Source organism: Pseudomonas ogarae, from assembly GCF_014268695.2.
In the GTDB taxonomy this organism is placed as follows: domain Bacteria; phylum Pseudomonadota; class Gammaproteobacteria; order Pseudomonadales; family Pseudomonadaceae; genus Aquipseudomonas; species Aquipseudomonas kilonensis.
The window spans coordinates 3,316,978-3,342,118 of the sequence record NZ_CP077086.1 but is presented as its reverse complement, the minus strand read 5'-3'; the positions used below and the strand labels follow the sequence as shown (position 1 = coordinate 3,342,118).

The window sequence follows — 25,141 nt, the reverse complement described above, 5'->3', positions numbered from 1 at the left end:
CATGGCCAACGCCGAGAGTGAATCTGCTCGCTTGTCCAACGCCAAGTCGGACGCTACGACGGCCCGCAAGGCGCCTCAAAACCGCCTGCCTGAGCGCCTGTCGCCGCAATTGGCCACGCCGGTGGAAGAACCGCCTACCGGCGAATGGCGCTATGAAGTCCAATTCCACGGATATCGGCTGCTGACCCGCATCGAGCGTGGCGAAGTCCGCTTGTTCAATCGCAATCACCAGGATTGGACCGAGCGGTTGAAGCTGCATGCCGACGCCCTGGCCGGGTTGAACCTGGGGGACAGTTGGCTCGACGGCGAATTGGTTCTACTCGATGATGCCGGCCAGTCCGATTTCGCGGCCCTGCGCCAGGCCTTCGACATCAGCCGCACCGTCGACATGGTGTATTTCCTGTTCGATGCGCCCTTCCTCAATGGTGTCGACCTGCGTCAGGCACCGGTGGAAGAACGCCGTGCAGCCCTGAAAAAAGCCCTTGGCAACAACGCCAGCCAGCGCCTGCGCTTTTCCGAGTCGTTTTCCGCAAGCCAGCACGACATGTTCGAAAGCGCTATCGCGCTCTCCCTGGACAGCGTGGTCGGCAAGCGCCTGGGCAGCCCTTATATGTCCCGGCGAAGCGCCGATTGGGTAAAGCTCAAGTGCCGGTTACGCCAAGCCCTCGTCATCGTCGGGTTCACCCGCCCCCAAGGCAAGCGCAGCGGTTTCGGCGCGCTGTTACTGGCGGTCAACGGGCCGTCGGGGCTGGTGTACGCCGGTCGGGTCGGCACAGGGTTCAGCCAGGCGCAAATCAAACAATTACATGCGCAATTGTGCGTGCAGCAGCGCGAGACGTCGCCACTGGCTTTGCCACTCAACGGTGTGCAGGAGCGCGGCGTGCAATGGGTCGAACCTGACCAGACCTGCGAGGTCGAGTTCACTGAATGGACCCGCGATAACCAGGTGCGGCAGGCTATTTTCCTGGGCTGGCCGACCAATATGCCGGCCAACAAGATTGTTCGCGAGCAGCCCCTGCCGATAAAGCCCACGACGCCAGAACCCAAGCGTCGCAGCAAAGCCCGCGCGGCCAAGGTCGACGGCGTGACGATTACCCACCCCGATCGGGTCATCGACAGTGTCAGCGGCGTGCAAAAGGCTGAACTGGCGCAGTATTATCTGGACATCGCGCCGTGGATCCTGCCGCACCTCAAGCAGCGACCGGTCGCACTGCTACGGGCACCGGACGGTATCGGCGAAGAGCAGTTCTTCCAAAAACACGCCGATCGCCTGGAGATTCCCCACATCAAGCAGCTGGATCCTCGCCTGGACCCAGGCCATGCGGCGCTGATGGAAATCGATGACATCCACGCCCTGGTCAGCGCGGCGCAGATGGGCACGGTGGAACTGCACACCTGGACCGCGACCCACGACCGAATCGAGACGCCCGATATGTTTGTCCTGGACCTGGACCCGGACCCTTCGCTGCCCTGGCGCGCCATGATCGAGGCGACCCACATGACCTTGACGGTGCTCGACGAGTTGGGTTTGCAGGCTTTTCTCAAGACCAGCGGTGGCAAAGGCATGCACGTGATCGTGCCCTTGGCGAGAAGTGAGGGTTGGGACACCACCAAGGCGTTCGCCAAGGCCATCTCACAGTTCCTTACCCGGCAAATGCCAGAGCGCATCACCGCCACCATGGGACCGAAGAACCGCGTCGGGAAAATATTCGTCGACTACCTGCGCAACGCCCGCGGGGCCAGCACGGTGGCCGCCTACTCAGTACGCGCCAGGCCAGGCCTACCGGTCTCGGTGCCGATTGCCCGGGCCGAACTGCAGACCCTGCGCAACGCCCAGCAATGGGACATCTATACCGCCCTGGAACGGGCCAAGGGCTTGGGTGCCGATCCCTGGGAAGGCTACAACCACCGCCAGCGGATCACGGCCAGGATGTGGGCGCAGCTGGATGCGCAAAAACCCGAGGCATGAGGGGTAAATCCGGTGTTCAAATCCAGACAAAGATCGCCAGCAAACCACCAAAAAAAGCCCACTTCTGCAGGTAATACAGCGTGCGGTTGCGTTTCTTCAGGGCCTTGCCTTGCAAGCGGATCTTGTAGAGCCTGGAGAACGCCCGGTTCAGGCCGCCCGTCCTGTCACCCGCGTCGTTGGGCGCACCCGCCGCCGCCATCACGGTGCGGCTGAACCAGCGGTTGAACGCGCTAGCCCAGCGAAACTTCATGGGCCGCTCCACGTCGCAGAACAGGATGATGCGGTTTTGGTCGGTGGTGTTCTGGGCGTAATGAATAAACGTTTCGTCGAAGATCACCGCCTCGCCATCGCGCCAATGATAAGGCTCGCCATCGACATTGATGTAGCAACCGGCATCGTTGGGCGTTTCCAGGCCCAAGTGATACCGATAGGACCCGGCATATGGGTCGCGGTGGCGGACCAGCTTCGAGCCCGGCGGCAACTCGGCAAACATCGCCGCCTTGATCGAACCGATGCTCTGCACCAGTTCGGTGGTGCGTGGGCACAGTTTCATGGCCGAAGGATGGCTGTCGCCGTACCACTTCAGGTAGAAACGCTTCCAACCGGTCTTGAAGAACGAGTTGAAGCCCACGTCGTCGTATTGATTGGAACGCTTGATCTCCCCTGCGTGCAGCAGGTTCTGGCCTTCGGCCCGGATCTCTTCCCAGTGGGCCTGCAACGGGCTCAGGTCCGGGAACTGCGCCGGGCTCAGGAACGGCCTGTTGGGCAGTTTCGAGCACAGGTAAAGCAGGCAATTGATCGGCGCGAGAAAAGACGAATGATCGCTCAACTGGCGTCCGATCTTATGCCGCACCCGCCCGCGCAGATGAACGTAGCCAATGGAGAACATGTAGATCGCAACAATGATGAGCTTCACGGAAACCGTCACAATGCAGGAGTGAACAGGTTGCTTTCCCGGGCCAGCCAAGCGGCAAGGGAGATGGCATCGGGTGAGATGGCATTCTAGCCACAGTTTGTAACCGAAAGTTATCCTTCAATTGTGAAAAACTGTCTTGCCCAGGCAATCCCCTATCGTTTATGCGGCCAGATCAGTACAATTGCCGCCAACTATTACGCGCCCCCTTTGGCCGATACCGCAAACCACGGTTTCGGCGCACGTCTACCGGGCCAGGCGCTCCGTATGCTGCTGTCCTCTTATGCCGGATGGACCCTTGCGCTTGCGACCGCGACGCCTTTGGGCGGTCGGGACGTGCGCAAACAGGTACTGAACAGGTACTGCCGCACCCTTAGCTACTCTGAATGTTCCGCAGGATAAACCTTTGATCTCTACAGCTAACATCACGATGCAGTTCGGCGCCAAGCCACTGTTCGAAAACGTCTCTGTCAAATTCGGCGCGGGTAACCGCTACGGTCTGATCGGCGCCAACGGTTGCGGCAAGTCGACCTTCATGAAAATCCTCGGCGGCGACCTTGAGCCGTCTGGCGGCCAGGTCATGCTCGAGCCGAACGTGCGCCTGGGTAAACTGCGCCAGGACCAGTTCGCCTACGAAGAATTCACCGTGATCGACACCGTGATCATGGGTCACGAAGAGCTGTGGAAGGTCAAGGCCGAGCGCGATCGCATCTATTCGCTGCCGGAAATGACCGAAGAAGACGGCATGGCCGTGGCCGAGCTGGAAACCGAATTTGCCGAGATGGACGGCTACACCGCCGAATCCCGTGCCGGTGAACTGCTGTTGGGCCTGGGGATTGGCATCGAACAGCATTTCGGCCCGATGAGCGAAGTGTCGCCAGGCTGGAAGCTGCGTGTATTGCTGGCCCAGGCGCTGTTCTCCGACCCGGAAGTGCTGCTGCTCGACGAACCGACCAACCACCTGGATATCAACACCATCCGCTGGCTGGAAAACGTGCTGACCCAGCGTTCGAGCCTGATGATCATCATCTCCCACGACCGTCACTTCCTGAACAGTGTCTGCACCCACATGGCGGACCTGGACTACGGCGAGCTGCGCCTGTTCCCGGGCAACTACGACGAGTACATGACCGTGGCGACCCAGTCCCGCGAGCAACTGCTGTCGGACAACGCCAAGAAGAAAGCCCAGATTTCCGAGCTGCAGTCGTTCGTCAGTCGCTTCTCGGCCAACGCCTCGAAAGCCAAGCAGGCCACCTCTCGCGCCAAGCAGATCGACAAGATCCAACTGGCCGAGGTCAAGCCTTCGAGCCGTGTCAGCCCGTTCATTCGCTTCGAGCAGACCAAGAAACTGCACCGCCAGGCGGTCATTGTCGAGCGCATGGCCAAAGGGTTTGACGGCAAGCCGCTGTTCAAGGACTTCAGTTTCACCGTCGAAGCCGGTGAGCGCGTGGCGATCATTGGCCCGAACGGTATCGGCAAGACCACCTTGCTGCGCACCCTGGTCAATGAACTGGAACCCGATGCCGGTACCGTGAAATGGACCGACGCCGCGGAATTGGGCTACTACGCCCAGGACCATGCCCATGACTTCGAAGACGACGTCAACCTGTTCGACTGGATGGGCCAATGGACCCAGGGCGGCGAACAACTGGTTCGTGGCACCTTGGGCCGCATGCTGTTTTCCAACGACGAGATCCTCAAGTCGGTCAAGGTCATTTCCGGTGGTGAGCAAGGCCGCATGCTGTTCGGCAAGCTGATCCTGCAAAAGCCGAACGTGCTGGTGATGGACGAACCGACCAACCACTTGGACATGGAATCGATCGAAGCGCTGAACCTGGCACTGGAAAACTACCCGGGCACGCTGATCTTCGTCAGCCATGACCGTGAGTTCGTCTCGTCCCTGGCCACCCGCATCATCGAGCTGAGCGCCGATGGCGTGGTCGACTTCAGCGGCACCTATGACGATTACCTGCGCAGCCAGGGTGTGGTGTTCTAAGGACGGCCCTTGGCTGTTCGCTGCAAAAGCAAGGCCCTGTCCACTGTGACAGGGCCTTTTTGTATCCCAAAGGTCAATCCCCTGTGGGAGCAAAGCTTGCTCGCGATGAGGCCGGTACATTTACCCTCAATCCAAACTGAACACCCAGCCCCCAAGCACATTTAGTTAGCCTGCTTTCTTTTATCCCCTCCTCGCGCCATGATGAGGCTCTCTTACCGCTGCCCGCGAACGAGCCCTATGCCCACGCCCTCACCTGCCTCCAGCTCCCTGTCGATCACCCTGCAGATCGTCTCCATCGTTTTCTACACCTTCATCGCCTTTCTCTGCATCGGCCTGCCCATTGCCGTGCTGCCGGGTTATGTCCACGAACAACTGGGCTTCAGCGCGGTGGTGGCCGGGTTGACCATCGGTTCACAGTACCTGGCGACCCTGCTCAGCCGCCCCATGGCTGGGCGGTTGTCGGACAGCGTCGGCACCAAGCGGGCCATCGTCTACGGGCTGTCGGGGATTGTGCTCAGCGGCGTGCTGACGCTGCTCTCGACCTTGCTGCAAAGCTTTCCCCTGCCCAGCCTGCTGATCCTGATTGCCGGCCGTCTGCTGCTCGGCGTGGCCCAAGGGCTGATTGGCGTGGGTACCATCAGTTGGTGCATGGGCCAGGTGGGTGTGGAGCACACGGCCCGCTCGATTTCCTGGAATGGCATCGCCTCGTACGGGGCCATTGCCATTGGCGCCCCATTGGGGGTGGTGATGGTCGGTGAACTGGGCTTCGCCAGCCTGGGCGTTGCCTTGTCGTTGCTGGCGGGCGCTGCGCTGTTGATGATTCGCAACAAGCCGTCGGTACCGGTCATTCGCGGCGAGCGCTTGCCTTTCTGGGCAGTGTTTGGGCGCATTGCGCCGTACGGGGCGGGCCTGAGCCTGGCGTCGATCGGCTACGGCACGCTCACCACGTTCATCACCTTGTTTTATGTCAGTCGCGGCTGGACCGGCGCAGCCTGGTGCCTGACGGTGTTTGGTATTTGCTTCATCCTGGCGCGGTTGTTGTTCATTTCCAGCATCGCCCGCTTCGGTGGCTTCAACTCGGCCATTGCCTGCATGAGCATCGAAACCCTCGGTCTGGTATTGCTGTGGCTGGCACCGTCCACCCCGTTCGCCCTGGTCGGTGCCGGGCTGGCCGGCTTCGGGCTGTCGCTGGTATACCCGGCGCTGGGGGTGGAGGCCATCAAGCAGGTGCCGAACACCAGTCGGGGTGCCGGTTTGAGCGCTTATGCGGTGTTCTTTGACCTGGCGCTGGCGATTGCCGGTCCGCTGATGGGGGCGGTGGCGTTGAACATGGGTTATTCGTCGATTTTCTTCTGTGCTGCCTTGTTGTCCGTCACTGGACTGGGCCTGACTCTGCTGCTGCGTCGCCGAGCCATAAGCGCACCTTATTGATCGTCATACTGTTCACTGCTGTTTTTTGTTTTGAGAAGGTCCGGTATTTACCTGCTCTGGTGTGTATATCCGTTTCTGCGGTAACGGCCGCTTAGGGTTCCGCCCTGACGGCGGCTCACTTTTGAGAAGCCCGGGAGCCGGCCCAGTCAAAAGTAAGCAAAACGCTTCTGCCCCACCACTTGGCACCTCGCCTAGGCTCGGTGTGCCCTCACTCCGGCATTGCTCCGTGGGCCGCCGCGAAGGGCCATCCATGGCCCAGCGCGGCTACCTCGGCATCCATGCCGAGGTGCCCACTGCGCAAGGCCTGCGTTCGGCCAGCGTGGTTTAACGGGGCGTTCAGATCAAGATCCAAAGCAAGAGCAAGATCCAAAGCGAGAGCAAGAGCGAGGTACATGCCGGTATTCTATGTGGCTGAGCCACCGCTATCGCGAGCAAGCTCGCTCCCACATTGGATCTTCAGCAGACACAAAATCCATGTACACCGCAAAACCTGTGGGAGCGAGCTTGCTCGCGATGAGGCCGGCACATCCAACATCGCCGCAACCGGACACATCGCCATCGCGAGCAAGCTCGCTCCCACAGGAGAAACGCGGTCCCATCAAGAACCAGGTCGGCTGTTAGGCCGCCTCGCGGTGGACGTTGATCTCGGGCGCCCCGTTAACCACGATGGCTGAACGCAGGCATTGGTTCGTGGGCAACCCGGCATGGATGCCGGGTTAGCCGCGCTGGGCCATGGATGGCCCTTCGCGGCGGCCCACGAACCAATGCCGGAGTGAAGGCATGCCGAGCCTAAGCGAGGCACCGAGTGGTGGGGCAAGAGCGCTTTGGTTACTTTCGCGCTTTTCGAAAGTGACCCGCTGTAAGAGCGGAACCCTAAGCAGCCGTTACCGCAGCAATGGATATACACACCATCCTTACGTAAAACCATGCCTCTCTATTGATCAGCCGTCCTCATCCCTGCCCGGGTCGGCTTGCCCAAGGCCTCGCCAAAGAAGCGACTGGCCTCGGAGATCATGGTGCGGTGGATATCCTTGCGGTCGACCCCGTCAGCATCCGTGCAAAGCGCCGGCATCGCAGCGACCTGCTCGTCGGTACACGGCGCCATGAAGACAAAGTGCCCCGCGCCGGCCAGGGTCTTGAAGTCCGGAGCAGTGGGCAGCTTGCGGGCCAGAGCGGCGGCGTTCTTGTCGAAGGCCACGAGTTTGTCGCCATCGCCGCTGTACAGCAGCACCGGCACGTGGACATCGGCCAGGGTATGACGGCCAAACTTCAGGCTCAACGGCGCCATCAACAACAATGCCCGGACCCTGGGGTCGGCCACGGGTTGCAGGTCATCGCGGTCGGCGATCAGTTCGCCTTGGGTATTACAGGCGTCTCGGTCATCCGGTCGCTCCACGCAGTAACGGCGCAGGCGATTGAGGTCCGGCGTCGCACCCGACAGGATCAGCGCGGTTTCGCCGCCAGCCGAATAGCCGATCACCCCAACCTGCCCGGCGTTGACGAACGGCGAGAGCATCGGGTCATTGAGCGTGGCGGTGATGGCTTCGGAAATCTGGATCGGCCGCCCGTACAGGTTACTCAGGGTGCCAAGCCGACTGTGATCCTGGTTGTTGTCGCCGGGATGAATCACCGCCACGACGACAAACCCCTTGCGCGCCAGGGCGGTGGCCAGGTCATGCAGGGCCAGCGGCGTACCGGTATTGCCATGGGACAGCATCAACAGTGGAAAGCGGCCGATGGCGATCTGGGCGTCTGGTGCGGCATCGATCTGGTAGCCAGCCAGCAGGCTGGACTGTTCCCGGTCGGTGGACGGATAAAAGGCGATGGCGCGCATCGGCTGCTGATCCAGCGGATCGAGAAAGCTCAGCTCATGGAAACCCGCGCTCCAATGCGGATGCGGCCCCGGTGCGGCCTGCACTGAACCAACGCTGGCAAACAAGCAAAGCAACAACGCTGCACCAAAACGTATCATCGAATCGTCCACCTTCACCAGCGCACGGGAAGGCCCCGTCGCTCGCCATCTTGGCCGTGCATAAGCTGCGCCATAAAGCCCGGCGCCGAATGCAGCAAAACCCTGCATCCCGGCCATCCAATGACGACGAGAATACAGGGTTTTACGAAGGTTGCCCGAATCGCTCGGTGCCTTTACGCAAGCCTTACGCAGCAGCGAACTGTTCGCCGATCTGCGCCTGGGCTTCGTTCATGCCTTTGGAACGCATGTCGTCGCCCTTGGCGAGCCCTTCAGCACGGACGAATTCGATATCGGTGATGCCCAGGAAACCGAACATCACTTTCAGGTATTCCTCATGGCCTGCGCCACTCGGCTGGCCGGCATGCAAGCCGCCCGCGGTGGAAACGATCACCAGTTTCTTGCCGCCGCACAGCCCTTCGAACCCGGCTTCGGTGTAGCGAAACGTCTGGCCAGCCACGGCAATGCGGTCGATCCAGGCCTTGAGCTGGGTCGGAATGCTGAAGTTGTACATGGGGGCTGCGATGACCAGCGCGTCCGCCGCTTGGAATTCTGCCATCGTCTCGGCGCTCAGGTCAGCTTCGTACTTGAGCGCGGCGTCGCGCAATTCGGCGCTGGTACCGGCGGCAACCAGGGTCTGGGCGGAAAAATGGCTGATGGCATCAGCGGCCAGATCACGGTAGGTCACCGTGATGCCTGGCTCGGCAGCTTTCCAGGCTTCAACCACTTCACGGCTCAATTGGCGGGAAGCAGAGTGGTCGCCGAGGATGCTCGAATCGATGTGCAGCAGTTTCATGTCAGTGCTCTCCAAGTGAGGACCGCAACCAGGCGATCAATTGGCGACAATCCTATCGACGAAGCCAATGATCGATAAGTCGGCATAAATGCGATAGTTTGTCCCACTGACAGGACAATCGAGCTCGATATGCAAGACCTCAATGACTTGTACTACTTCGCCAAAGTCGTCGAAGCCGGCGGTTTCGCGGCGGCCGGACGGTTGCTGGGCATTCCCAAGTCGCGCTTGTCGCGGCGTATCGCCGAGCTGGAAGAACGCCTCGGCGCCCGATTACTCCAGCGCACCACCCGCCAGTTGAAATTGACGGCGGTCGGCGAACGTTATCTGCGCCACTGCCAGGCCATGTTGCTGGAGGCCGAGATGGCCGACGAAGCGGTGGCGAGCATGTCCAGCGAACCCCGTGGCCGATTGCGGGTGTCGAGTCCGGTAGGGCTGGCCCACCAGTTCCTGCCGGTGGTAATCGAAACCTTCCTGGTGAAATACCCCTTGGTGCAACTGGACATGACCCTGCTCAACCGGCGGGTGGACCTGATCGGCGAAGGCATCGACGTGGCGTTGCGCGTGCGTGACCTGGGGGACGAGGACCCCTTGCTGATGACCCGACGTCTGCGCCAGGCGCGGCTGATGATGGTCGCCAGCCCAGCCTTTGTCGAAGGGCGGCGGATCGAAACCCCGGACGATCTCAAACAGTTGCCGGCGCTCGGGGCATTGGAAGCCGATCGCCAAGTGCACCTGCGCTTGGTCAACGGCGATGGGCAGCGTGTGGAACTGAGCCTGGAAGCCCGCCTGGGCATTGACGACTTCATTGTGCGCCGGGCCTGCACCCTCGCCGGCCTGGGCTTCACTTTATTGCCGAGCATGTATTGCGAGCAGGAATTGCAGGACGGCACACTGGTGGAACTGTTGCCTGGATGGTCGTCGCCCGATGGCTGGCTCCAGGCGGTCTACCCGCATCGGCGCGGTATGCTGCCAGCGGTGCGTGCATGGATCGATCATTTGGTGGAAGCCTTCGAGGGCTGTGGAGATAGAACGATATGAGGTTGAGCGAAGAGGATGTCGCGCAGTTTTGCCTGGGCCTGCCCGGCGCCAGGGAGGACTACAAATGGGGCGGCGTGCGGGTGTTTTCCATTGCCGGGAACAAGATGTTCGCCCTGCAGGGCCTGCGAGGCGACTCGTTGGCGTTCAAGGTCGACAAGGACCTGTTCCTGGGGCACTGCGACCGGCCGGGCATTCACCCGGCGCCTTACCTAGCGCGGGCCCAGTGGGTCATCATGCAAGTGCCCTACCCGCTGGGGGCCGAAGAGCTGCGTGGCCTGCTGCAACGCTCACACCAATTGGTGGTCAGCAAATTGCCCAAGCGCACGCAGGTGGGCCTGTTGCTCTAGCCATTCAGAACAGATAGCTGCCCAGGAACAACTGGTCGATCCAGAACACCTGGTGCAGCAGCACGATGAACCAGAACACCACCTGAAACGACACTTTGCGGGTCTTGTGGCGAAACAGCTGCTGGGCCAGGAAGGCTCCGGGCCAACCGCCGGCCAGTTCCACCGCATGCAACACATTCTCCGGGGTGCGCCAGGCGTCGGCGCGCGCCTTGCGCTTGTCGCTCCAGTACAGCAGGAATGCCACCACGCTGACGACGCCATAGGCCACCATCGGCACCCACGACACCGCCCGTAGTCCGAACAGCAGCGCACCGAACAACGGCAAGGCACAGAGCAGTGCAAACAGCATCAGTTTGAGCCGCAGGTGCTGCACGGCGCCGTCGACATTGCGTCCGGCGCGCTTGCGCCTGCCTGACTCGTTCATGACTGGGCAGCGGTCCAGTCCACCCAGCCGAATTGCCAGGTTGCCAGGATCAACAGGCCGAAGGCGATTCGATACCAGGCGAACACGGCGTAGCTATGACTGGCGATGAATCGCAGCAGGCCCTTGACCGCAATCATGGCGAAAATGAACGCCGTGACGAAGCCAATGGCGAACACCGGGAAATCCGCCGGGACGAACAACTCACGGTATTTGTAGCCCGAGTAGACCGCCGCACCGACCATGGTCGGCATCGCCAGGAAGAACGAAAACTCGGTAGCGGTTTTACGCGACAGCCCGAACAGCAGGCCACCGATGATGGTCGCACCGGAACGGGAGGTACCTGGGATCATCGCAATGCATTGGGCCAGGCCGACCTTCAGTGCATCCTTCCAGGAGATCTCGTCCACCGTTTCGGCGTGCACCTGGTGCTGGCGCTTCTCGGCCCAGAGCATCACCAGGCCGCCCACCACCAGCGCGGCGGCCACCGTGATCGGGTTGAACAGGTAGTGGTGGATCCAGTCGGCGAACAGCACACCCAAGACCACGGCAGGCAGGAAGGCGATCAGCAGGTTGGCGGTAAACCGGCGGGCGCTGGGTTGCGTCGGCAGACCCAGCACCACATCGAAGATCTTGCGCCGGAACTCCCAGACCACCGCCAGGATCGCGCCGAGCTGGATGATAATGTTGAACGCCATCGCACGTTCGCCACCGAACTCAAGCAAGTCGGCGACAATGATCTGGTGCCCCGTGCTGGAAATCGGCAGAAACTCCGTCAAGCCTTCTACTACGCCAAGAATCAGTGCCGAAAAGGCGGTCCACAAATCCATTCATCCCCCAAAAAAGACGCTGTTCATGCAGGTCTTATCAATATTCAAGTGTCATGCAGGTACCCCGCGGCCGGTGCACGATAACCGTGACCTTTCAAAAAAAACCAATGAAAAATCAGAACAGGCTCAGGTTTTGCGCTGCGGGGCCGAAATCCTATCAGACAAGCCCTGATAACGCTGCCGCGTTGTGACTCAGGTCAATGACCGATAGCGGCCGGGCGCTACAGTGCCGGCCGTCGATATGACAAGAATAAAAAACCGGAGTGACAGCGTATGAATAGCTTGCGCAGTGTGTCGATCAGCCGACGCTTGTGGCTCATCCTGGTCGTGGCCGTCGTGATGTTGTTCACGCTCGGCGCGTTGATGCTTAAACAGATCCACACCGACCTCTACCAAGCCAAGGTGCAGAAAACCCAGCACGTGGTACAGACCGCCAGCGGTGTACTGACCTACTACCATGGCCTGGAAACCGCTGGCACCCTGACCCGCGACGCCGCGCAAAAGCAGGCCCTCAGCGCCGTGCGTGGCCTGCGCTATAACCAGAGTGATTATTTCTGGATCAACGACCTGGCGCCGGTCATGGTCATGCACCCGACCAACCCGAAACTTGAAGGCCAGAACCTCTCGGCGATCCGTGACCCGAACGGTTATGCGCTGTTCAACGAGATGGTTGCCATCGCCAAGTCCAAGGGCGCCGGCATGATCAACTACCTCTGGCCGAAGCCAGGCGCCGAGGCCCCGGTGGGCAAGACCTCCTACGTCCAATTGTTCGAACCCTGGGGTTGGATCATCGGTTCGGGCGTTTACATCGATGACGTCCAGGCCGAGTTCCAGTCCCAAGTGATCAAGGCCTCGGTGGTCGGCCTGATCATCACCCTGCTCATGGGCCTGCTGTTGACCCTGATTGTGCGCAGCATCGTCGGCCCGCTGCAGGAAACGGTCAACGCCATGGCCAATATCGCCAGCGGCGAAAGTGACCTGACCCGCACCCTCGATACCCACGGCCAGGACGAAGTCACCCAACTGGCGCGGCATTTCAACGCCTTTACCGCCAAGCTGCGGCAAGTGGTGACCCAACTGCAAGCTTCGGCCAGCGCGCTGGGGCAGTCCTCCAGTGAATTGGGCAACGACGCCGCCCAGGCCCAGGAACGCAGCCAGCAGCAGTCGCAACAAATGGAACTGGTGGCGACCGCGATCAATGAAGTGACCTATGGCGTGCAGGACGTGGCCAAGAACGCCGAGCACGCGGCCAGCGAGATGCGCGACGCCGAATCCCAGGCCCAGCAAGGCCAGGTCAACATTGATGGCAGTTTGCAGCAGATCGACCGCCTGTCCCAGACCATCGACCAGGCGGTGGAAGTGATCCGCACCCTGGCCAGTGAAAGCACCCAGATTGGCAGCGTGCTGGAGGTGATTCGCTCCATTGCCGAGCAGACCAACCTGCTGGCCCTCAACGCCGCGATCGAAGCCGCCCGCGCCGGCGAACAAGGCCGGGGCTTTGCGGTGGTCGCCGATGAAGTGCGGCTGCTGGCCCAGCGTACACAGAAGTCCACCGCAGAGATCCAGGCGATGATCGAGCGCCTGCAAACCCATTCCGAAGCCGCCGTGAAAGTCATCAGCGACAGCAGCCGCGCCTCGCAACTGACCATCGAACAGGCCGGCCTGGCCGGGGCCAGCCTCAACGCCATCGGCCAGGCCCTGCGCAATCTCAACAGCCTGAACGCCTCCATCGCCAGTGCCACCCTGCAACAGGCCCATGTGGTGGAAGACATCAACCAGAACGTCACCCAGGCCGCCGGCTTGTCCCACAGCACCGCCATGGCCGCCGAACAATCCAGCCAGGCAAGCAGCCGCCTCAAGGCACTGAGTGAAGAGTTGAACGGTTTGCTCAAGCAGTTCCGGGTCTGAAGATTGATGGGCTATTTGTGGGAGCGGGCTTGCTCGCGATAGCGACGGTACATTCAACATTGGTATTGGAGCTGCCCACGCCATAGCGTTTACAATCGCCGCCCTCTTCTACTGCCCCAAGGAACCGCCATGTCCGGGCTTGAACTGTTTGCCGCAGCCCTCGGCGTGATCGCTGTCTGGTTGACCGTCAAGCAGAACCCCTGGTGCTGGCCGATCGGCCTGGTCATGGTGTTGCTGTACAGCTGGATTTTTTTCGAGGTGAAGTTGTACTCGGACATGCTGCTGCAGGTTGTCTACGCGGTGCTGCAACTCTACGGTTGGTGGCAATGGACCCGAGCCGGGAACAATCATGATGGACGCCAGGTCAGCCGCCTCGGCGGGCCGTCGGTGTTGCTCGGCCTGGCCATCGGCGCGGCAGGCAGCCTGCTGTTGGGCGCCGCCATGGCTCACTGGACCGATGCCGCCCAGCCCTGGCTCGATGCCGCGCTCACCGGTTTCAGCCTCGTCGCCCAGTGGTGGATGGCGCAAAAACGCGTGCAATGCTGGCCGCTGTGGATCGTCCTGGACGTGATCTTCGTCGGCCTGTTCATCTACAAGGGCCTGCACCTGACCGCCGCGCTCTACGCCCTGTTCACCCTCCTGGCCGTGCAAGGCTGGCGAGAATGGCGCGCCGACCCGGCCCTGCGCGCATGAAGGTGGTGGTCCTGACTGGCCCGGAATCCAGCGGCAAGAGTTGGCTGGCGGCGCAATTGCAGGAACACTTTGGCGGCGTGCGGGTGGATGAGTACGTGCGCCACTTCATGGAACAGACCCGGCGCGATACCTGCCTGGCCGACATCACCGACATCGCCTCCGGCCAACTGGCCGGGGAAGATCAAGCCCGTGCCCGCCGTCCCGCGCTGTTGATCCTCGACACGCACCTGCTGAGCAACATCCTCTGGAGCCAGACCCTGTTCGGCGACTGCCCGGACTGGCTCGAGCCGGCACTGCTGGCCCGTCATTATGACCTGCACCTGCTGCTGAGCCCCGAGCAGGTCGAATGGACCGGCGACGGTTTGCGTTGCCAACCCGAACTGGCAGAACGGCTGGCGTTTTTTCAGGCGATCGAGGCTTGGCTGAGCGTAAATCGGCAACCGTTCCAGGTCATTGAAGGTGATTGGGCGCAACGCCAGCAGCAAGTGTTCGCCGCCGTTGCCCGCCTGCTTGAAGCCTGACCACAAGGGTGATCTGTTCCATTGCTGAAACACCACGGTCGCTGCAAACCCGGATCCAACGTCGCTTTCACCAAATTGCCATCAAGACTGTCAAGCTTCTGAAACACCCCCCCAAAAGCCTGGATCCAGAGCCCTGGGACAGTGTGTGACCGCCTGGTCACCATGCCCCTTGTCTCAGCGCTGAAACAGGTCCCTTCCCCGGCATCCTCCCCATAAATCCAACTCATTGAATCCAAAGGCATTCCAAAACACGGCACGACACCTGCTCTGCCCCATTTCGCAACGCTGGACCAGGGCCAGCCCACCGAAGAAGGAATCGATGCCGTGGGAACTTTCGAGAAAAGTTTGACCTGTCTGCTGTTGATCGGCTGCGCCGCCAGCGCAACGCTCAGTCTGCCAGCTCAGGCCGAGGGCAACGGCGTCATTGTGCTCAACCGTGACGTGCAGCCCATCGCAATTGGTCGCAACGGTGGTAAAGACCCCTACCCGACCACCGTCAATGCCAACCCCTCCGAACGAATCAACCAGGCGACCGCCAGCACCGAACTGAGCGATGGTGAGTTCGCCAGCGTGGCCAGCGGCTCGTCGATCCGCAACACCATCAACCCGAACACGGGCGTGCAGGGCCTGAACGTCGTGACCAACCCCAACGGCATGCCGGGCATGAATGCCGGGCACGGTGGCGGTAGCGGTGGCGCGATCTCCGGCACCATCAACCGCTCGTTGAGTTCCGGCCTGGCCCCGCTGGGTCGGCTGGCGGGAGGTCAGTGATATGAAGCCCGCGCTGTTTCTGCTCACTCTGTTCATGCTTTCCCTGCTCAGCTCTTTCACCGTATTTGCCGATTCGGGTGTTGCGGTGATCAGTAACGCCAACCTGCAGGACTCCGGCAGCCATTACACCGGCAACTTCAACGTCAACCAGGCGGCCGGTGACCAGATCCAGCAGACCAATGCCCGGGCCATCGCCATTGGCAGCCACGCCCAGGCCAGCACGAGCGTGCAGCAACGGGTCGACACACAGGCCAACCCCTCAATGAACGCCACCGCCCGCATCGGCGGCCAATCCTTTACCAACGGCAACGGTGTGCTGGGCGTCAACCAGTCCGCCGGGGCCAACAACCAGATGGCCAATGTCATGCGCGTGGGCATCAGTGCCCAGCCGCAGAGCATTGACGACAGCGCCCTGTCTCAACAGAACGTGGCGTTGCTACCGAACTCAGGAGCAGCTGGCGCCCCAACCGGCAGTCGCCAGGTCGTTACCAGCGACCAGGCCTTCACCGGCAGCCGAGGGGTAATCCAGGTGAACCAGAGCGCCGGGGTGGGGAACCGTATGGCTAACACCCTGAGCATCCGAGTCGCTGATTGACCCGGAGGCTACATAAGAAAGTACTGACACTTAACCAACGACACGCAAGGAGAAACACCATGAAACCTACAATGGCACTCAAACCATTGGTTTTCGCTCTCGCCGCTGTCATGGCAATGGCTGCACAGGCTGGAGGAAACGGCAACGGGCACGGCCACCATGGTCCCAAAGGCCCTACGTGGGAAGAACAGCTGTCCATCAACGCCAGCGCGATGGCTACCGTGATTGATGAGCAGAACAGCGACGGCAACGAGGTGCTCAACCAGGGCACTAAAAACACCGCCGAAGCTACCGATTCCCTCAATGGCAGCAACGGGAACATGGGGGCGAACATCGCCGCTGGCGACGGTAACCAACAAGACAACGCCGCAGCGCTGGCTACCGCTGACGAAAGCTTCATCTTCGGCTCGGCTGTCGCCGCCTCAAGTGCCACGCAAACCAATACCAACAACTATGTAAAAAACAACTCGACCCACAACAACGCCTCGCTCACCAATGCAGGCAACAACGGCTCCGGCAACATCGGCATCAACGTGACCGCCGGCAACTTCAACCAACAGAAAAACAACCTGGCCATCGCAGTGTCGGGTGGCCGTGTCGCACAGGCCTCTGCCGAGGCCAATCAGTCCTCCACCGGTCTTGTGGTCGACAACAAGGGTGTACGGACCTACAAAACCGACACGCTCACCAGCACCTACGCCGCTTCTGGCACCTTCAAGGCCAAAGGCACCGGCACCGTGGAAGAAGACGATCATGGTGGCTGGGGCAACAGAGGCGGTAACGGCGGTCACGATGACGACAAGTTCAAGTTCTCCGCCGTGGGGACTTTCGAACTGGCCGGCAGCAACACCCAGCAGGTGCTGACCCGCGACGGTTGGAAAAACCCTGTGATCAACAACGCCACCATGACCAACTCCATGAACGGCTTCTCCGGTAACGGCGGCGCCAACGTGTCGGCAGGCGTGGGCAACCAGCAAAGCAACTCGCTGTCCATCGCGGCCGGCTGCAGGGCTTGCATGTAAAAAAGTACCGCTGTAGGGCGAGTCTGTGGGAGCAAAGTTTGCTCGCGATGAGGTCGTTACATAAAACGCCTCTGTTGGCTGTAAACCGCTATCGCGAGCAAGCTTTGCTCCCACGGACTCGCTCCCACAGTGGGCTTTTTTCCCGGATGTCCACTAGGCGTATTGATCATGCGTGTCACTGCCGTTTCCCTGCTGCTCTGCCTGGCGTGCGTGGCTGAAGCCGCGCAGATACCGGTCGCCGCCCTGCCTGGCGGCATGCTGGTCTACAAACCGGTGCAAAGCGTACGCGAGCGCAAGTTCAGCGACATCGTCGAGCAGAAAACCGATTTCAGTTGCGGCGCCGCCGCACTGGCCACGGTGTTGCGCCAGGCCTATTGGCTTGACGTCGATGAAGAGCACGTCATCAAAGGCATGCTGGTCAATGCCGACCAGGACCTGGTTCGCACCCAGGGTTTTTCCATGCTGGACATGAAGCGCTACGTGGAAAGCATCGGCATGCGTGCCCGAGGCTACCGGATACCGCCAGAGAAACTCGAAGCGGTGACGATCCCGGTGGTGGTCCTGATGGATATACGCGGCTACAAGCACTTCGTGGTGTTGCAGCGGGCCGACAAGCAATGGGTCTACATCGGCGACCCGGTGCTGGGCCACAAGCGCTACGCCCATGATGAGTTCGTCAAAGGCTGGAACGGCATCGTCTTCGCGATCGTCGGCCCGGGTTATGACAAGACCAATGCGCTACGCAGCCCTCCTCAACCCCTGACAGCCCGTAACAAGCTGGACGGTTTCAACCCGGTCAGGGATGCGGAACTGATGGATTTCGGCTTCATTCAGAGCGACTTTTTTTAATCGCCGACCTACTGCCAACAATAAGTACAACAAGGAGCAGGACGCTCCGGGAGCAACACATGAAAACCTCACACTGGCTGTCGCTGGCCTGCCTGCTCGCGACTGCCTCGGGCTATGCCCATGCCGGCTTCAAACCCATCGAAGTCAAGGACCAGGAGCTTGCCGAGCTGCGCGGTCGTTATGTCATGCCCGGCCGAGTCATCAGCTTTGGCATCGTCATGAGCAGTACCTGGCGCAACGCCAGCGGCGACTTGATCGGTGCCACCAGCACCATGCAGATCCAGGCTGCCACCGTCAAACCCGAGTTTTATGTCTCCACCGTCAAGCAGACCGGCAACGGCAGCGTCCCGGAACAGGGCAGCGGCAACATTACCGGTGGTGCAGGCCTTGGCACGAGCCAGGGCGTGACCCAGAGCGTACGTGCCGCCGGCGACGGCAACACGGCCTACAACAACGTCAACATCAATGTGAAGGAGAGCAACCGGGCGCCAGCGCTTGTGCCTTCCCAGGGCCAACTGCTGACCAAGGGCCAGACCATCAGCGGCAGCAACGCCGCCGGCAGCGTCGCGGTCACCGCCACCGGCAGCGGCGTACAAATGGCGATCCAGGCCAGCCACAACCAAGGCAGCAGCCTGCAACAAGTGGCCCAAGGCGGCTTGCTGCAAAACACCCGCCTGCTGGGCAACAGCAACCTGGTCAACAACATGACGCAACTCAATGTGGTGCTCAACAATAACGGCCCTAGTGCCGGCGCCTTGGACTGCAATCTGACCCAACTGCGTGGCCTCCGTAACCTCGGTTATTGAACTACGCTGATCTCCGATCATTGGGCAAATAGGGACGGCATATTTCATGTATCGATCCGTATCGTTGCGCGCTGTCATGTGTTTAAGCACGTTGTTCCCGGCGGCTGTGTTGCACGCGGCCCCGGATGCGGACATCGAGGCCCTGAAACAGGAACTTCTCGAGCTCAAGCAACGATACGAGGTCCAGCAAAGGGCCCTGGCGGTGCTCGAACAGCGGGTTCGCCAGGTGGAAGATCAACCCGCGGCGCCACCGCCCAAACGCCTGGCCAAATCCCCGGCCGACATGAAAGGCAACCAGACCGTGGCCGGCGGTGGCGCGGCAACGGCTGGTGGCAGCGGCTACGGGCAGTCCCTGGCCGATGATTCCCAACCGGCCCAGAGCGTCTCCAACCTCTATGACGAGGCCAGCGGCTTCTTCGGCGGGGGCAAATTCAGTTTCGAGACTGGCGTGACCTATTCGCGCTACGACACGCGGCAACTGATCCTCAACGGTTTCCTGGCCCTGGATTCGATTTTCCTGGGCAACATCAACCTCGACCGAATCAAGGCCGACACCTGGACGCTGGACCTCACCGGTCGCTATAACTTCGACAACCGCTGGCAGTTCGACCTCAACGTCCCGGTGATCTACCGCGAATCCACGTACCAGTCAGGCGGCGCGAACAACGGCGCTGCCGGCGTCACCAGCGAAGAAACCGTGACCCGCGACCCCACCATCGGCGACGTCAACTTCGGCATCGCCTACAAATTCATGGATGAGTCGATCAACTCCCCGGACGCAGTGGTCACCTTGCGAGTCAAGGCCCCCACCGGCAAGGATCCGTTCGGCATCAAGCTGCGCCAATCCCAGGCCAACACCAACCTGTTCGTGCCTGACGACTTGCCCACCGGCAACGGCGTATGGTCGATCACGCCCGGGCTTTCGCTGGTCAAGACCTTCGACCCGGCCGTCTTGTTCGGCACCCTTTCCTACACCCATAACTTCGAAGAATCGTTCGACGACATCAGCTCCACGGTCAACCAGAAGGTGCCGGGCAAGGTTCGAATCGGCGACAGCTTCCAGATCGGCGCGGGCATTGCCTTTGCCTTGAACGAGAAGATGAGCATGTCATTCTCGGTCTCTGACCTGATCCAAAAGAAAAGCAAGCTCAAACAGGACGGTGGCGACTGGGAGTCGGTGACCTCCAGCGACGCCAACGCCGGCTACTTCAATATCGGCATGACCGTCGCCGCCTCCGACAACCTGACCATCGTGCCCAACCTGTCCATCGGGCTGACCGACGATGCGCCGGATTTCACCTTTAGTCTCAAATTCCCGTACTACTTCTGACGCTCTTAGGGGTATGTGATGAGCACATACCCCAAGGGCACTGCAAAACCACTGTGGGAGCGAGCTTGCTCGCGACAGCGGTATTTCAGTCAACATCCATGCTGACTGAAAGGGCCTCATCGCGAGCTCCCCACAGGTGTGTGTAGACCGTTCTAGCGGATCTGGTGCTTGTGCAGCAGACGATAGAAAGTCGGCCGGGACACGCCCAGTACCCGGGCGGCCACGCTCAGGTTGTCACTGTGACGGTTGAGCACATCGCTCAGGGCCTGGCGCTCGGCGCGGGTCTTGTAGTCCTCCAGCGTGCCCATCGGTGCCGCGACACCCTGGTGGCTGGCCAGGCCGAGGTCCCGGGCCTCGATTTGTCGGCCTTCGGCAAGTACCAAACCTCGACGGACGCGGTTGGCCAGCTCCCGCACATTGCCGGGCCAGTCATGCATGCCCATCGCTACCAACGCATCCTCGCTGAAGCTGCGGGGACGGCGGCCGGTTTCCTGGCTGTAGAAATGGGAAAAGTGGCTGGCCAGCATCGCCAGGTCACCATGGCGTTCGCGCAACGGCGCCATCGACACTTGCAACACGTTTAAGCGGTAATACAGATCCTCGCGAAATCGCTTGTGCTCGATGGCAGCCTCAAGGTCCACATGGGTGGCGGCCAAGACCCGCACATCGACACCAATCGGCTGACTGCCACCGACCCGCTCAATGTGTTTTTCCTGCAGAAAACGCAGCAGGTTGGCCTGCAGCTCCAACGGCAGGTCGCCAATTTCATCGAGAAACAACGTACCTCCGTGAGCCGCCTCGATCCGTCCGATCTTGCGTTGGTGAGCCCCGGTGAACGCGCCCTTCTCATGCCCGAACAATTCGGACTGGATCAGGTGCTCCGGAATCGCACCGCAGTTAATGGCGATAAACGGCTTGTTGCGCCGGTGAGACTGACAATGCAGGGTGCGCGCCACCAGTTCCTTGCCGGTGCCGCTCTCACCCCGAATCAATACCGGCGACTCGGCAGGCGCCAGCTTGCTCAACAATTTGCGCAATTCGCGTATCGGCTTGCTGTCGCCCAGCAGCTCATGTTCGGGCTGATCAATGTGGACCGAGCCCTGCCCCCGCAGGCGCGCCATGCCAAACGCCCGGCCCAGTGTCACCTGGACCCTGGACACGTCGAACGGCAAGGTATGGAAGTCGAAAAACCATTCGCAGACAAAATCACCGACGTTTTGCAGGCGCAACACTTCCTGGTTGAGCACGGCGATCCATTCGGTGCCGCTACGGCTGATCAACTCCTTGACCGCTTCCGGGCGCTCCAGGTGAAAAGGTTGTAACCGCAAAAGGCCGACGTCACACGTCCGATCGCCGGCGTGTTCAAGGGCGCAACTGTCCACATCCCAGCCAATGGTGCGCAGACCTGGCAACAGGCGATGACAATCGTCGCAGGGATCAACCACGAGCAGACGACGTGACGTACTGGCTTCGATCATGACTGATCCTTGGCGCCAAAAATAAGGAAATATGATTAGAAACAGTCGTTTGGCAAACCTGCATGTAACAGTAGCAAGAAGTTGACGCCCCCTTGTATCGATTGATTATCGAGATCGCGTCAAACTGGTTATAAGCGAGCGTTTCGTTAGTTGTCGCAGGCGTATTTCTTTCATGGCGCTTTCAAACAAAAGCCAAAAAGCCTGGTCTGAAAGAAAATCGAAATTTATTTAAATAATGTGTGACCCGCCTGCGGGTTCGGGACATCAGTACAAGTAACCAGCCGCACGGTACGCCCAACCGACGGCACATCATTTGTTTGGGCACACTTAAGAGAAAACGCCATGAACGCCCCGCTCCGTATCAACGAAGCTCTTTTGATTGCCGACCGCGCATTCCGTCCTTTCCACTGCGTGGCCTGGGCTCCACAAGACGGTAACGGTGAACTTAGCCTGACCGTCGTCGACCGCACCAATACCCACATTGGCCGCACCCAGATTCCAAGCAGCGCCTATACCGACCCGGTCCAACTGGCCGACCTGTTGAAACAGGCCCGTGCCGAACTGAGCCAGGAAGGTTACACATTGCAATCGTGGTCGATGCCTGAATAACCACCGGTAAAGCCTGTTATCGATTGCAGGCTTGGCTCTGGATTGTAAAGCCATTGTTATGGCACGAATCGCTGCTGTATCCGCAGAACATGACAGTTGTGCATTGTCACATTCAGGGATTGAATGTTGCCCTCATGCAGTCGTCGCCCTTCCGGGCCTTTCGACACGCAAGGAGAGGCAGGCATGCTCGCTCAGTTCGCGTTTGTGCTCCCCCGGACCATGGCCCACGCCGGACAGCTTGACTCAGGCTTTGCCGCCAACGGCAAAGCCTGGGTTCATTTCGAAGACAGCACCTCGAGCCTGACCACTGGATTGACCCTCGACCACGCAGGAAGAATCCTGGTGGCGGCCAGGATCGAGACGGCCCACGGCAGCCGGTTCGGGCTGGCAAGACTCAACCATGACGGATTAACCGATCCGGACTTCGGCACTCGCGGCTGCGTGATCGGCGCGTTTGAAAACGGTTTCGACGCGACGGCAGGCAAGGTGATCGAGTTACCCGACGGGAATATCCTGTTGTCCGGCCTGCACTACGAAAACAACGACCATACCTTTCCCGCCCTGGCGCTGTTCGATCAGCAAGGCCGCTGCCTGGCGCTCCAGGCTGACGGCCACATTGTCGTCGGCGGCGCCATCGACTTGCCCCAGCATGGCTTGATTGCCCGCTATGACAGCAGCGGCAAGCTCGATGACAGCTTCGGCGAGAACGGCTTTCTGTCGATCCTGGCGCAGGGCCACAGCGTGATGGTCAGCCAGATCGTCCAGGACACGAACGGTGATCTGCAGGTGTTCGGCAGCAGCCGTGATCCGATGCATAGCCTGTCCCTGAAAGTGCGCCCCGACGGCAAGCCGGACCGTCATTGCAACCAGGGTCAGTGCCAACTGATGGCGATCGGGAGCAATGCCAGTCAGTGGACTGCCGCCCGGCTTCAATCAGACGGAAAACTGCTGACCGCCGGCGCCACCATCGGCGGTATCGAGGCCGATTTCGTACTTGCCCGACATCTGCCAGATGCCAGCCTCGACCCGGATTTCGTCCAGGGCAAAGGCTGGGTTCGCACTCGACTCGGCTACAGCCTCGATACCGCCACCACCCTGGCTGTGCAGGCGGATGGGAGGATTCTGGTGGGCGGTTACTCGCTCCTGGGGCTTTATCGAGCGGTGATTGCGCGGTATTGGGCCTGAGTCGAATTGTCGCGGGTGAACGGTATTTATTCTTACGCTTGATATTCCTCATTTCTTACGGCAACTTGCGCGCTTCTAACTAAAAGGAGCAGCCGATGTCCGGTCCAATGGCTCAAGCGTTCGCGCACAACTTTCTTGGCCACTCACCGCGCTGGTACAAGGCGTGCATCATCACCTTCCTCATCCTCAATGCCGTGGTGCTGTGGACCCTGGGCCCGGTCGTCGCAGGCTGGATGCTGGTGCTGGAGTTCATTTTTACCCTCGCCATGGCCCTTAAATGCTACCCATTGATGCCTGGTGGGCTGCTGCTGGTCGAGGCCCTGGTGCTGGGCATGACCACCCCCAAGGCACTGTACGACGAACTGCTGCATAACTTCCCGGTCATCCTGCTGCTGATGTTCATGGTGGCCGGGATCTACTTCATGAAGGATCTGCTGTTGTTCCTGTTCTCGCGCCTGCTTTTGGGGGTGCGTTCCAAGGCGATGCTGTCCTTGATGTTCTGCTTTCTCTCGGCGTTCCTGTCTGCGTTCCTTGACGCACTGACCGTTACCGCGGTGATCATCAGCGCCGCCGTGGGGTTCTATGCGGTGTACCACCGTGTGGCGTCGGGCAACGACCCGCGCCAGGACAGTAGCGTCGATGAAGACCACGACCTGCCATCGCTGCATCATGCCGACCTGGACCAGTTCCGGGCGTTCCTGCGCAGCCTGTTGATGCATGGCGCCGTGGGCACGGCGCTGGGCGGCGTCTGCACCTTGGTGGGTGAACCGCAGAACCTGCTGATCGGCCATGAGATGGGCTGGCATTTCGCCGAATTCTTCCTGAAAGTCGCGCCGGTATCGCTGCCGGTGCTGGTAGCCGGGCTAGCGACCTGCGTGGCGCTGGAAAAGCTGCGTTGGTTCGGTTACGGCACGTTGTTGCCAGACAACGTGCGTGCCGTGCTGGCCGACTACGCCGAGCAGGACAATCGCGAACGCACCGCACGGCAACGAGCGGCGCTGATCGTTCAGGGTATCGCCGCGCTGATTCTGATCGTGAGCTTGGCGTTACACATTGCCGAAGTCGGCCTGATTGGCCTGATGGTCATCGTATTGATTACCGCCTTCACCGGCATCACCGACGAGCACCGGCTGGGCAATGCGTTCAAGGACGCCATGCCGTTCACGGCGCTGTTGGTGGTGTTCTTTGCGGTAGTGGCGGTCATCCACGACCAGCAGTTGTTCACGCCGCTGATCCAATGGGTCCTGGCCCTGCCCGCCGACCAGCAGCCGGGCATGCTGTTCATTGCCAATGGCCTGCTGTCGGCCATCAGCGACAACGTGTTCGTGGCGACCATCTACATTACCGAGGTCAAACAGGCCTTCGTCAACGGCCACATGAGCCGCGAACAGTTCGAGACCCTGGCGGTGGCCATCAACACCGGCACCAACCTGCCGAGCGTCGCCACACCCAACGGCCAGGCCGCCTTCCTGTTCCTGCTGACCTCGGCGATCGCCCCGCTGATTCGCCTGTCCTATGGCCGGATGGTCTGGATGGCCGTGCCCTACACCGTGGTAATGGGTGGCTTGGGCTGGTATGCGGTGACTTACTGGTTGTAGAAATATTGCTGAGCTGAAGGAAAACCTGTGGCGAGGGAGCTTGCTCCCGCTGGGCTGCGCAGCAGC

At 60.7% G+C, this 25,141-nt stretch carries 23 protein-coding genes; 17 read left to right on the top strand and 6 right to left on the bottom strand.

The window, feature by feature from the left end:
• The first annotated feature begins 1 nt into the window (after position 1).
• Positions 2–1,969 (top strand): DNA ligase D, encoded by a 1,968-nt coding sequence (gene ligD / locus HU749_RS14605; RefSeq protein ID WP_095974276.1) that lies wholly within the window; start codon positions 2–4, stop codon positions 1,967–1,969.
• A 16-nt stretch (positions 1,970–1,985) separates the two neighbouring features.
• Here ligD and lpxO read toward each other — a convergent pair whose 3' ends face one another.
• Positions 1,986–2,885, bottom strand: a complete 900-nt coding sequence (gene lpxO, locus HU749_RS14600; RefSeq protein ID WP_046065365.1) for a lipid A hydroxylase LpxO — start codon at positions 2,883–2,885, stop codon at positions 1,986–1,988.
• A 403-nt stretch (positions 2,886–3,288) separates the two neighbouring features.
• Here lpxO and HU749_RS14595 point away from each other — a divergent pair, with 403 nt between their 5' ends.
• Positions 3,289–4,878, top strand: a complete 1,590-nt coding sequence (locus HU749_RS14595) for an ABC-F family ATPase (RefSeq protein WP_003181279.1) — start codon at positions 3,289–3,291, stop codon at positions 4,876–4,878.
• A gap of 237 nt (positions 4,879–5,115) precedes the next feature.
• Complete coding sequence (locus tag HU749_RS14590; RefSeq protein ID WP_079302418.1) at positions 5,116–6,309, top strand: MFS transporter; 1,194 nt, start codon at positions 5,116–5,118, stop codon at positions 6,307–6,309.
• A 934-nt stretch (positions 6,310–7,243) separates the two neighbouring features.
• Here the strand turns inward: HU749_RS14590 and HU749_RS14585 are convergent.
• Both HU749_RS14585 and HU749_RS14580 read right to left on the bottom strand, forming a co-directional pair.
• Positions 7,244–8,281, bottom strand: a complete 1,038-nt coding sequence (locus HU749_RS14585; protein ID WP_095974967.1) for an alpha/beta hydrolase family protein — start codon at positions 8,279–8,281, stop codon at positions 7,244–7,246.
• A 184-nt stretch (positions 8,282–8,465) separates the two neighbouring features.
• A complete protein-coding gene (locus tag HU749_RS14580; protein ID WP_046065369.1) occupies positions 8,466–9,074 on the bottom strand; it encodes an FMN-dependent NADH-azoreductase in 609 nt (202 codons plus the stop codon).
• A 129-nt stretch (positions 9,075–9,203) separates the two neighbouring features.
• On the opposite strand from HU749_RS14580, the gene HU749_RS14575 reads away from it, so the two are divergent.
• Entirely contained in the window at positions 9,204–10,112 is a 909-nt protein-coding gene (locus tag HU749_RS14575; protein WP_079303855.1) for a LysR substrate-binding domain-containing protein, read from the top strand.
• Entirely contained in the window at positions 10,109–10,459 is a 351-nt protein-coding gene (locus HU749_RS14570) for an MmcQ/YjbR family DNA-binding protein (protein ID WP_013693486.1), read from the top strand. The genes HU749_RS14575 and HU749_RS14570 overlap by 4 nt, the downstream gene beginning before the upstream one ends.
• A gap of 4 nt (positions 10,460–10,463) precedes the next feature.
• Here the strand turns inward: HU749_RS14570 and HU749_RS14565 are convergent, their stop codons facing one another.
• Positions 10,464–10,883, bottom strand: a complete 420-nt coding sequence (locus HU749_RS14565; RefSeq protein ID WP_186650699.1) for a DUF1294 domain-containing protein — start codon at positions 10,881–10,883, stop codon at positions 10,464–10,466.
• Positions 10,880–11,710: an undecaprenyl-diphosphate phosphatase gene (locus HU749_RS14560; RefSeq protein ID WP_079303861.1), complete on the bottom strand. Its 831-nt coding sequence runs from the start codon at positions 11,708–11,710 to the stop codon at positions 10,880–10,882. Before HU749_RS14560 ends, HU749_RS14565 begins: the two co-directional genes overlap by 4 nt.
• Positions 11,711–11,983: 273 nt before the next feature.
• Between HU749_RS14560 and HU749_RS14555 the strand changes: the two genes are divergently transcribed.
• The 9 genes from HU749_RS14555 (at position 11,984) to fapF (ending at position 20,205) form a co-directional block, all read left to right on the top strand.
• Positions 11,984–13,618, top strand: coding sequence for a methyl-accepting chemotaxis protein (locus tag HU749_RS14555; protein WP_186650701.1), 1,635 nt, complete (start codon positions 11,984–11,986; stop codon positions 13,616–13,618).
• 129 nt (positions 13,619–13,747) lie between these two features.
• On the top strand, positions 13,748–14,311 hold the full coding sequence (gene pnuC, locus HU749_RS14550) for a nicotinamide riboside transporter PnuC (protein ID WP_079303863.1): 564 nt from the start codon (positions 13,748–13,750) through the stop codon (positions 14,309–14,311).
• Positions 14,308–14,832, top strand: a complete 525-nt coding sequence (locus HU749_RS14545) for an AAA family ATPase (protein ID WP_079303952.1) — start codon at positions 14,308–14,310, stop codon at positions 14,830–14,832. The genes pnuC and HU749_RS14545 overlap by 4 nt, the downstream gene beginning before the upstream one ends.
• A 324-nt stretch (positions 14,833–15,156) precedes the next feature.
• Positions 15,157–15,603 carry a functional amyloid chaperone FapA gene (fapA, locus tag HU749_RS14540; RefSeq protein ID WP_095962194.1) on the top strand — a complete coding sequence of 149 codons (447 nt, stop codon included), beginning with the start codon at positions 15,157–15,159 and terminating at the stop codon, positions 15,601–15,603.
• 1 nt (position 15,604) lies between these two features.
• On the top strand, positions 15,605–16,198 hold the full coding sequence (gene fapB, locus HU749_RS14535; protein WP_095962195.1) for a fibril amyloid subunit FapB: 594 nt from the start codon (positions 15,605–15,607) through the stop codon (positions 16,196–16,198).
• A 59-nt stretch (positions 16,199–16,257) separates the two neighbouring features.
• The gene (gene fapC / locus HU749_RS14530) at positions 16,258–17,220 is read left to right on the top strand and encodes an amyloid-like fimbrin subunit FapC (protein WP_046065377.1); all 963 of its coding nucleotides are present in this window, start codon (positions 16,258–16,260) and stop codon (positions 17,218–17,220) included.
• A 168-nt stretch (positions 17,221–17,388) separates the two neighbouring features.
• Complete coding sequence (fapD, locus tag HU749_RS14525; protein ID WP_046065378.1) at positions 17,389–18,069, top strand: fibril amyloid maturation endopeptidase FapD; 681 nt, start codon at positions 17,389–17,391, stop codon at positions 18,067–18,069.
• 59 nt (positions 18,070–18,128) lie between these two features.
• A complete protein-coding gene (gene fapE / locus HU749_RS14520) occupies positions 18,129–18,875 on the top strand; it encodes a fibril amyloid subunit FapE (RefSeq protein WP_018601565.1) in 747 nt (248 codons plus the stop codon).
• 46 nt (positions 18,876–18,921) lie between these two features.
• Positions 18,922–20,205 (top strand): fibril amyloid transporter FapF, encoded by a 1,284-nt coding sequence (gene fapF, locus HU749_RS14515; protein ID WP_046065379.1) that lies wholly within the window; start codon positions 18,922–18,924, stop codon positions 20,203–20,205.
• Between the two features lie 152 nt (positions 20,206–20,357).
• On the opposite strand, the gene HU749_RS14510 is transcribed toward fapF, so the two are convergent.
• A complete protein-coding gene (locus HU749_RS14510) occupies positions 20,358–21,683 on the bottom strand; it encodes a sigma-54 dependent transcriptional regulator (protein WP_095962196.1) in 1,326 nt (441 codons plus the stop codon).
• Positions 21,684–22,025: 342 nt separating this feature from the next.
• Between HU749_RS14510 and HU749_RS14505 the strand changes: the two genes are divergently transcribed.
• The 3 genes from HU749_RS14505 (at position 22,026) to nhaB (ending at position 25,075) form a co-directional block, all read left to right on the top strand.
• Complete coding sequence (locus tag HU749_RS14505) at positions 22,026–22,292, top strand: hypothetical protein (protein ID WP_014338145.1); 267 nt, start codon at positions 22,026–22,028, stop codon at positions 22,290–22,292.
• Between the two features lie 183 nt (positions 22,293–22,475).
• Entirely contained in the window at positions 22,476–23,477 is a 1,002-nt protein-coding gene (locus HU749_RS14500; protein WP_095962197.1) for a hypothetical protein, read from the top strand.
• A gap of 95 nt (positions 23,478–23,572) precedes the next feature.
• On the top strand, positions 23,573–25,075 hold the full coding sequence (gene nhaB / locus HU749_RS14495; RefSeq protein ID WP_095962198.1) for a sodium/proton antiporter NhaB: 1,503 nt from the start codon (positions 23,573–23,575) through the stop codon (positions 25,073–25,075).
• The last annotated feature ends 66 nt before the right edge of the window (positions 25,076–25,141 follow it).

What these genes read in the sequence shown, in the direction of transcription:
- ligD (WP_095974276.1), top strand. Translation starts at nt 2, where the DNA reads ATGGCCAACGCCGAGAGTGAATCTGCTCGCTTGTCCAACGCCAAGTCG.
- HU749_RS14590 (WP_079302418.1), top strand. Translation starts at nt 5,116, where the DNA reads ATGCCCACGCCCTCACCTGCCTCCAGCTCCCTGTCGATCACCCTGCAG.
- HU749_RS14585 (WP_095974967.1), bottom strand. Translation starts at nt 8,281, where the DNA reads ATGATACGTTTTGGTGCAGCGTTGTTGCTTTGCTTGTTTGCCAGCGTT.
- HU749_RS14580 (WP_046065369.1), bottom strand. Translation starts at nt 9,074, where the DNA reads ATGAAACTGCTGCACATCGATTCGAGCATCCTCGGCGACCACTCTGCT.
- HU749_RS14575 (WP_079303855.1), top strand. Translation starts at nt 9,204, where the DNA reads ATGCAAGACCTCAATGACTTGTACTACTTCGCCAAAGTCGTCGAAGCC.
- HU749_RS14570 (WP_013693486.1), top strand. Translation starts at nt 10,109, where the DNA reads ATGAGGTTGAGCGAAGAGGATGTCGCGCAGTTTTGCCTGGGCCTGCCC.
- HU749_RS14565 (WP_186650699.1), bottom strand. Translation starts at nt 10,883, where the DNA reads ATGAACGAGTCAGGCAGGCGCAAGCGCGCCGGACGCAATGTCGACGGC.
- HU749_RS14560 (WP_079303861.1), bottom strand. Translation starts at nt 11,710, where the DNA reads ATGGATTTGTGGACCGCCTTTTCGGCACTGATTCTTGGCGTAGTAGAA.
- HU749_RS14555 (WP_186650701.1), top strand. Translation starts at nt 11,984, where the DNA reads ATGAATAGCTTGCGCAGTGTGTCGATCAGCCGACGCTTGTGGCTCATC.
- pnuC (WP_079303863.1), top strand. Translation starts at nt 13,748, where the DNA reads ATGTCCGGGCTTGAACTGTTTGCCGCAGCCCTCGGCGTGATCGCTGTC.
- HU749_RS14545 (WP_079303952.1), top strand. Translation starts at nt 14,308, where the DNA reads ATGAAGGTGGTGGTCCTGACTGGCCCGGAATCCAGCGGCAAGAGTTGG.
- fapB (WP_095962195.1), top strand. Translation starts at nt 15,605, where the DNA reads ATGAAGCCCGCGCTGTTTCTGCTCACTCTGTTCATGCTTTCCCTGCTC.
- fapC (WP_046065377.1), top strand. Translation starts at nt 16,258, where the DNA reads ATGAAACCTACAATGGCACTCAAACCATTGGTTTTCGCTCTCGCCGCT.
- fapD (WP_046065378.1), top strand. Translation starts at nt 17,389, where the DNA reads ATGCGTGTCACTGCCGTTTCCCTGCTGCTCTGCCTGGCGTGCGTGGCT.
- fapE (WP_018601565.1), top strand. Translation starts at nt 18,129, where the DNA reads ATGAAAACCTCACACTGGCTGTCGCTGGCCTGCCTGCTCGCGACTGCC.
- fapF (WP_046065379.1), top strand. Translation starts at nt 18,922, where the DNA reads ATGTATCGATCCGTATCGTTGCGCGCTGTCATGTGTTTAAGCACGTTG.
- HU749_RS14510 (WP_095962196.1), bottom strand. Translation starts at nt 21,683, where the DNA reads ATGATCGAAGCCAGTACGTCACGTCGTCTGCTCGTGGTTGATCCCTGC.
- HU749_RS14505 (WP_014338145.1), top strand. Translation starts at nt 22,026, where the DNA reads ATGAACGCCCCGCTCCGTATCAACGAAGCTCTTTTGATTGCCGACCGC.
- HU749_RS14500 (WP_095962197.1), top strand. Translation starts at nt 22,476, where the DNA reads ATGCTCGCTCAGTTCGCGTTTGTGCTCCCCCGGACCATGGCCCACGCC.
- nhaB (WP_095962198.1), top strand. Translation starts at nt 23,573, where the DNA reads ATGTCCGGTCCAATGGCTCAAGCGTTCGCGCACAACTTTCTTGGCCAC.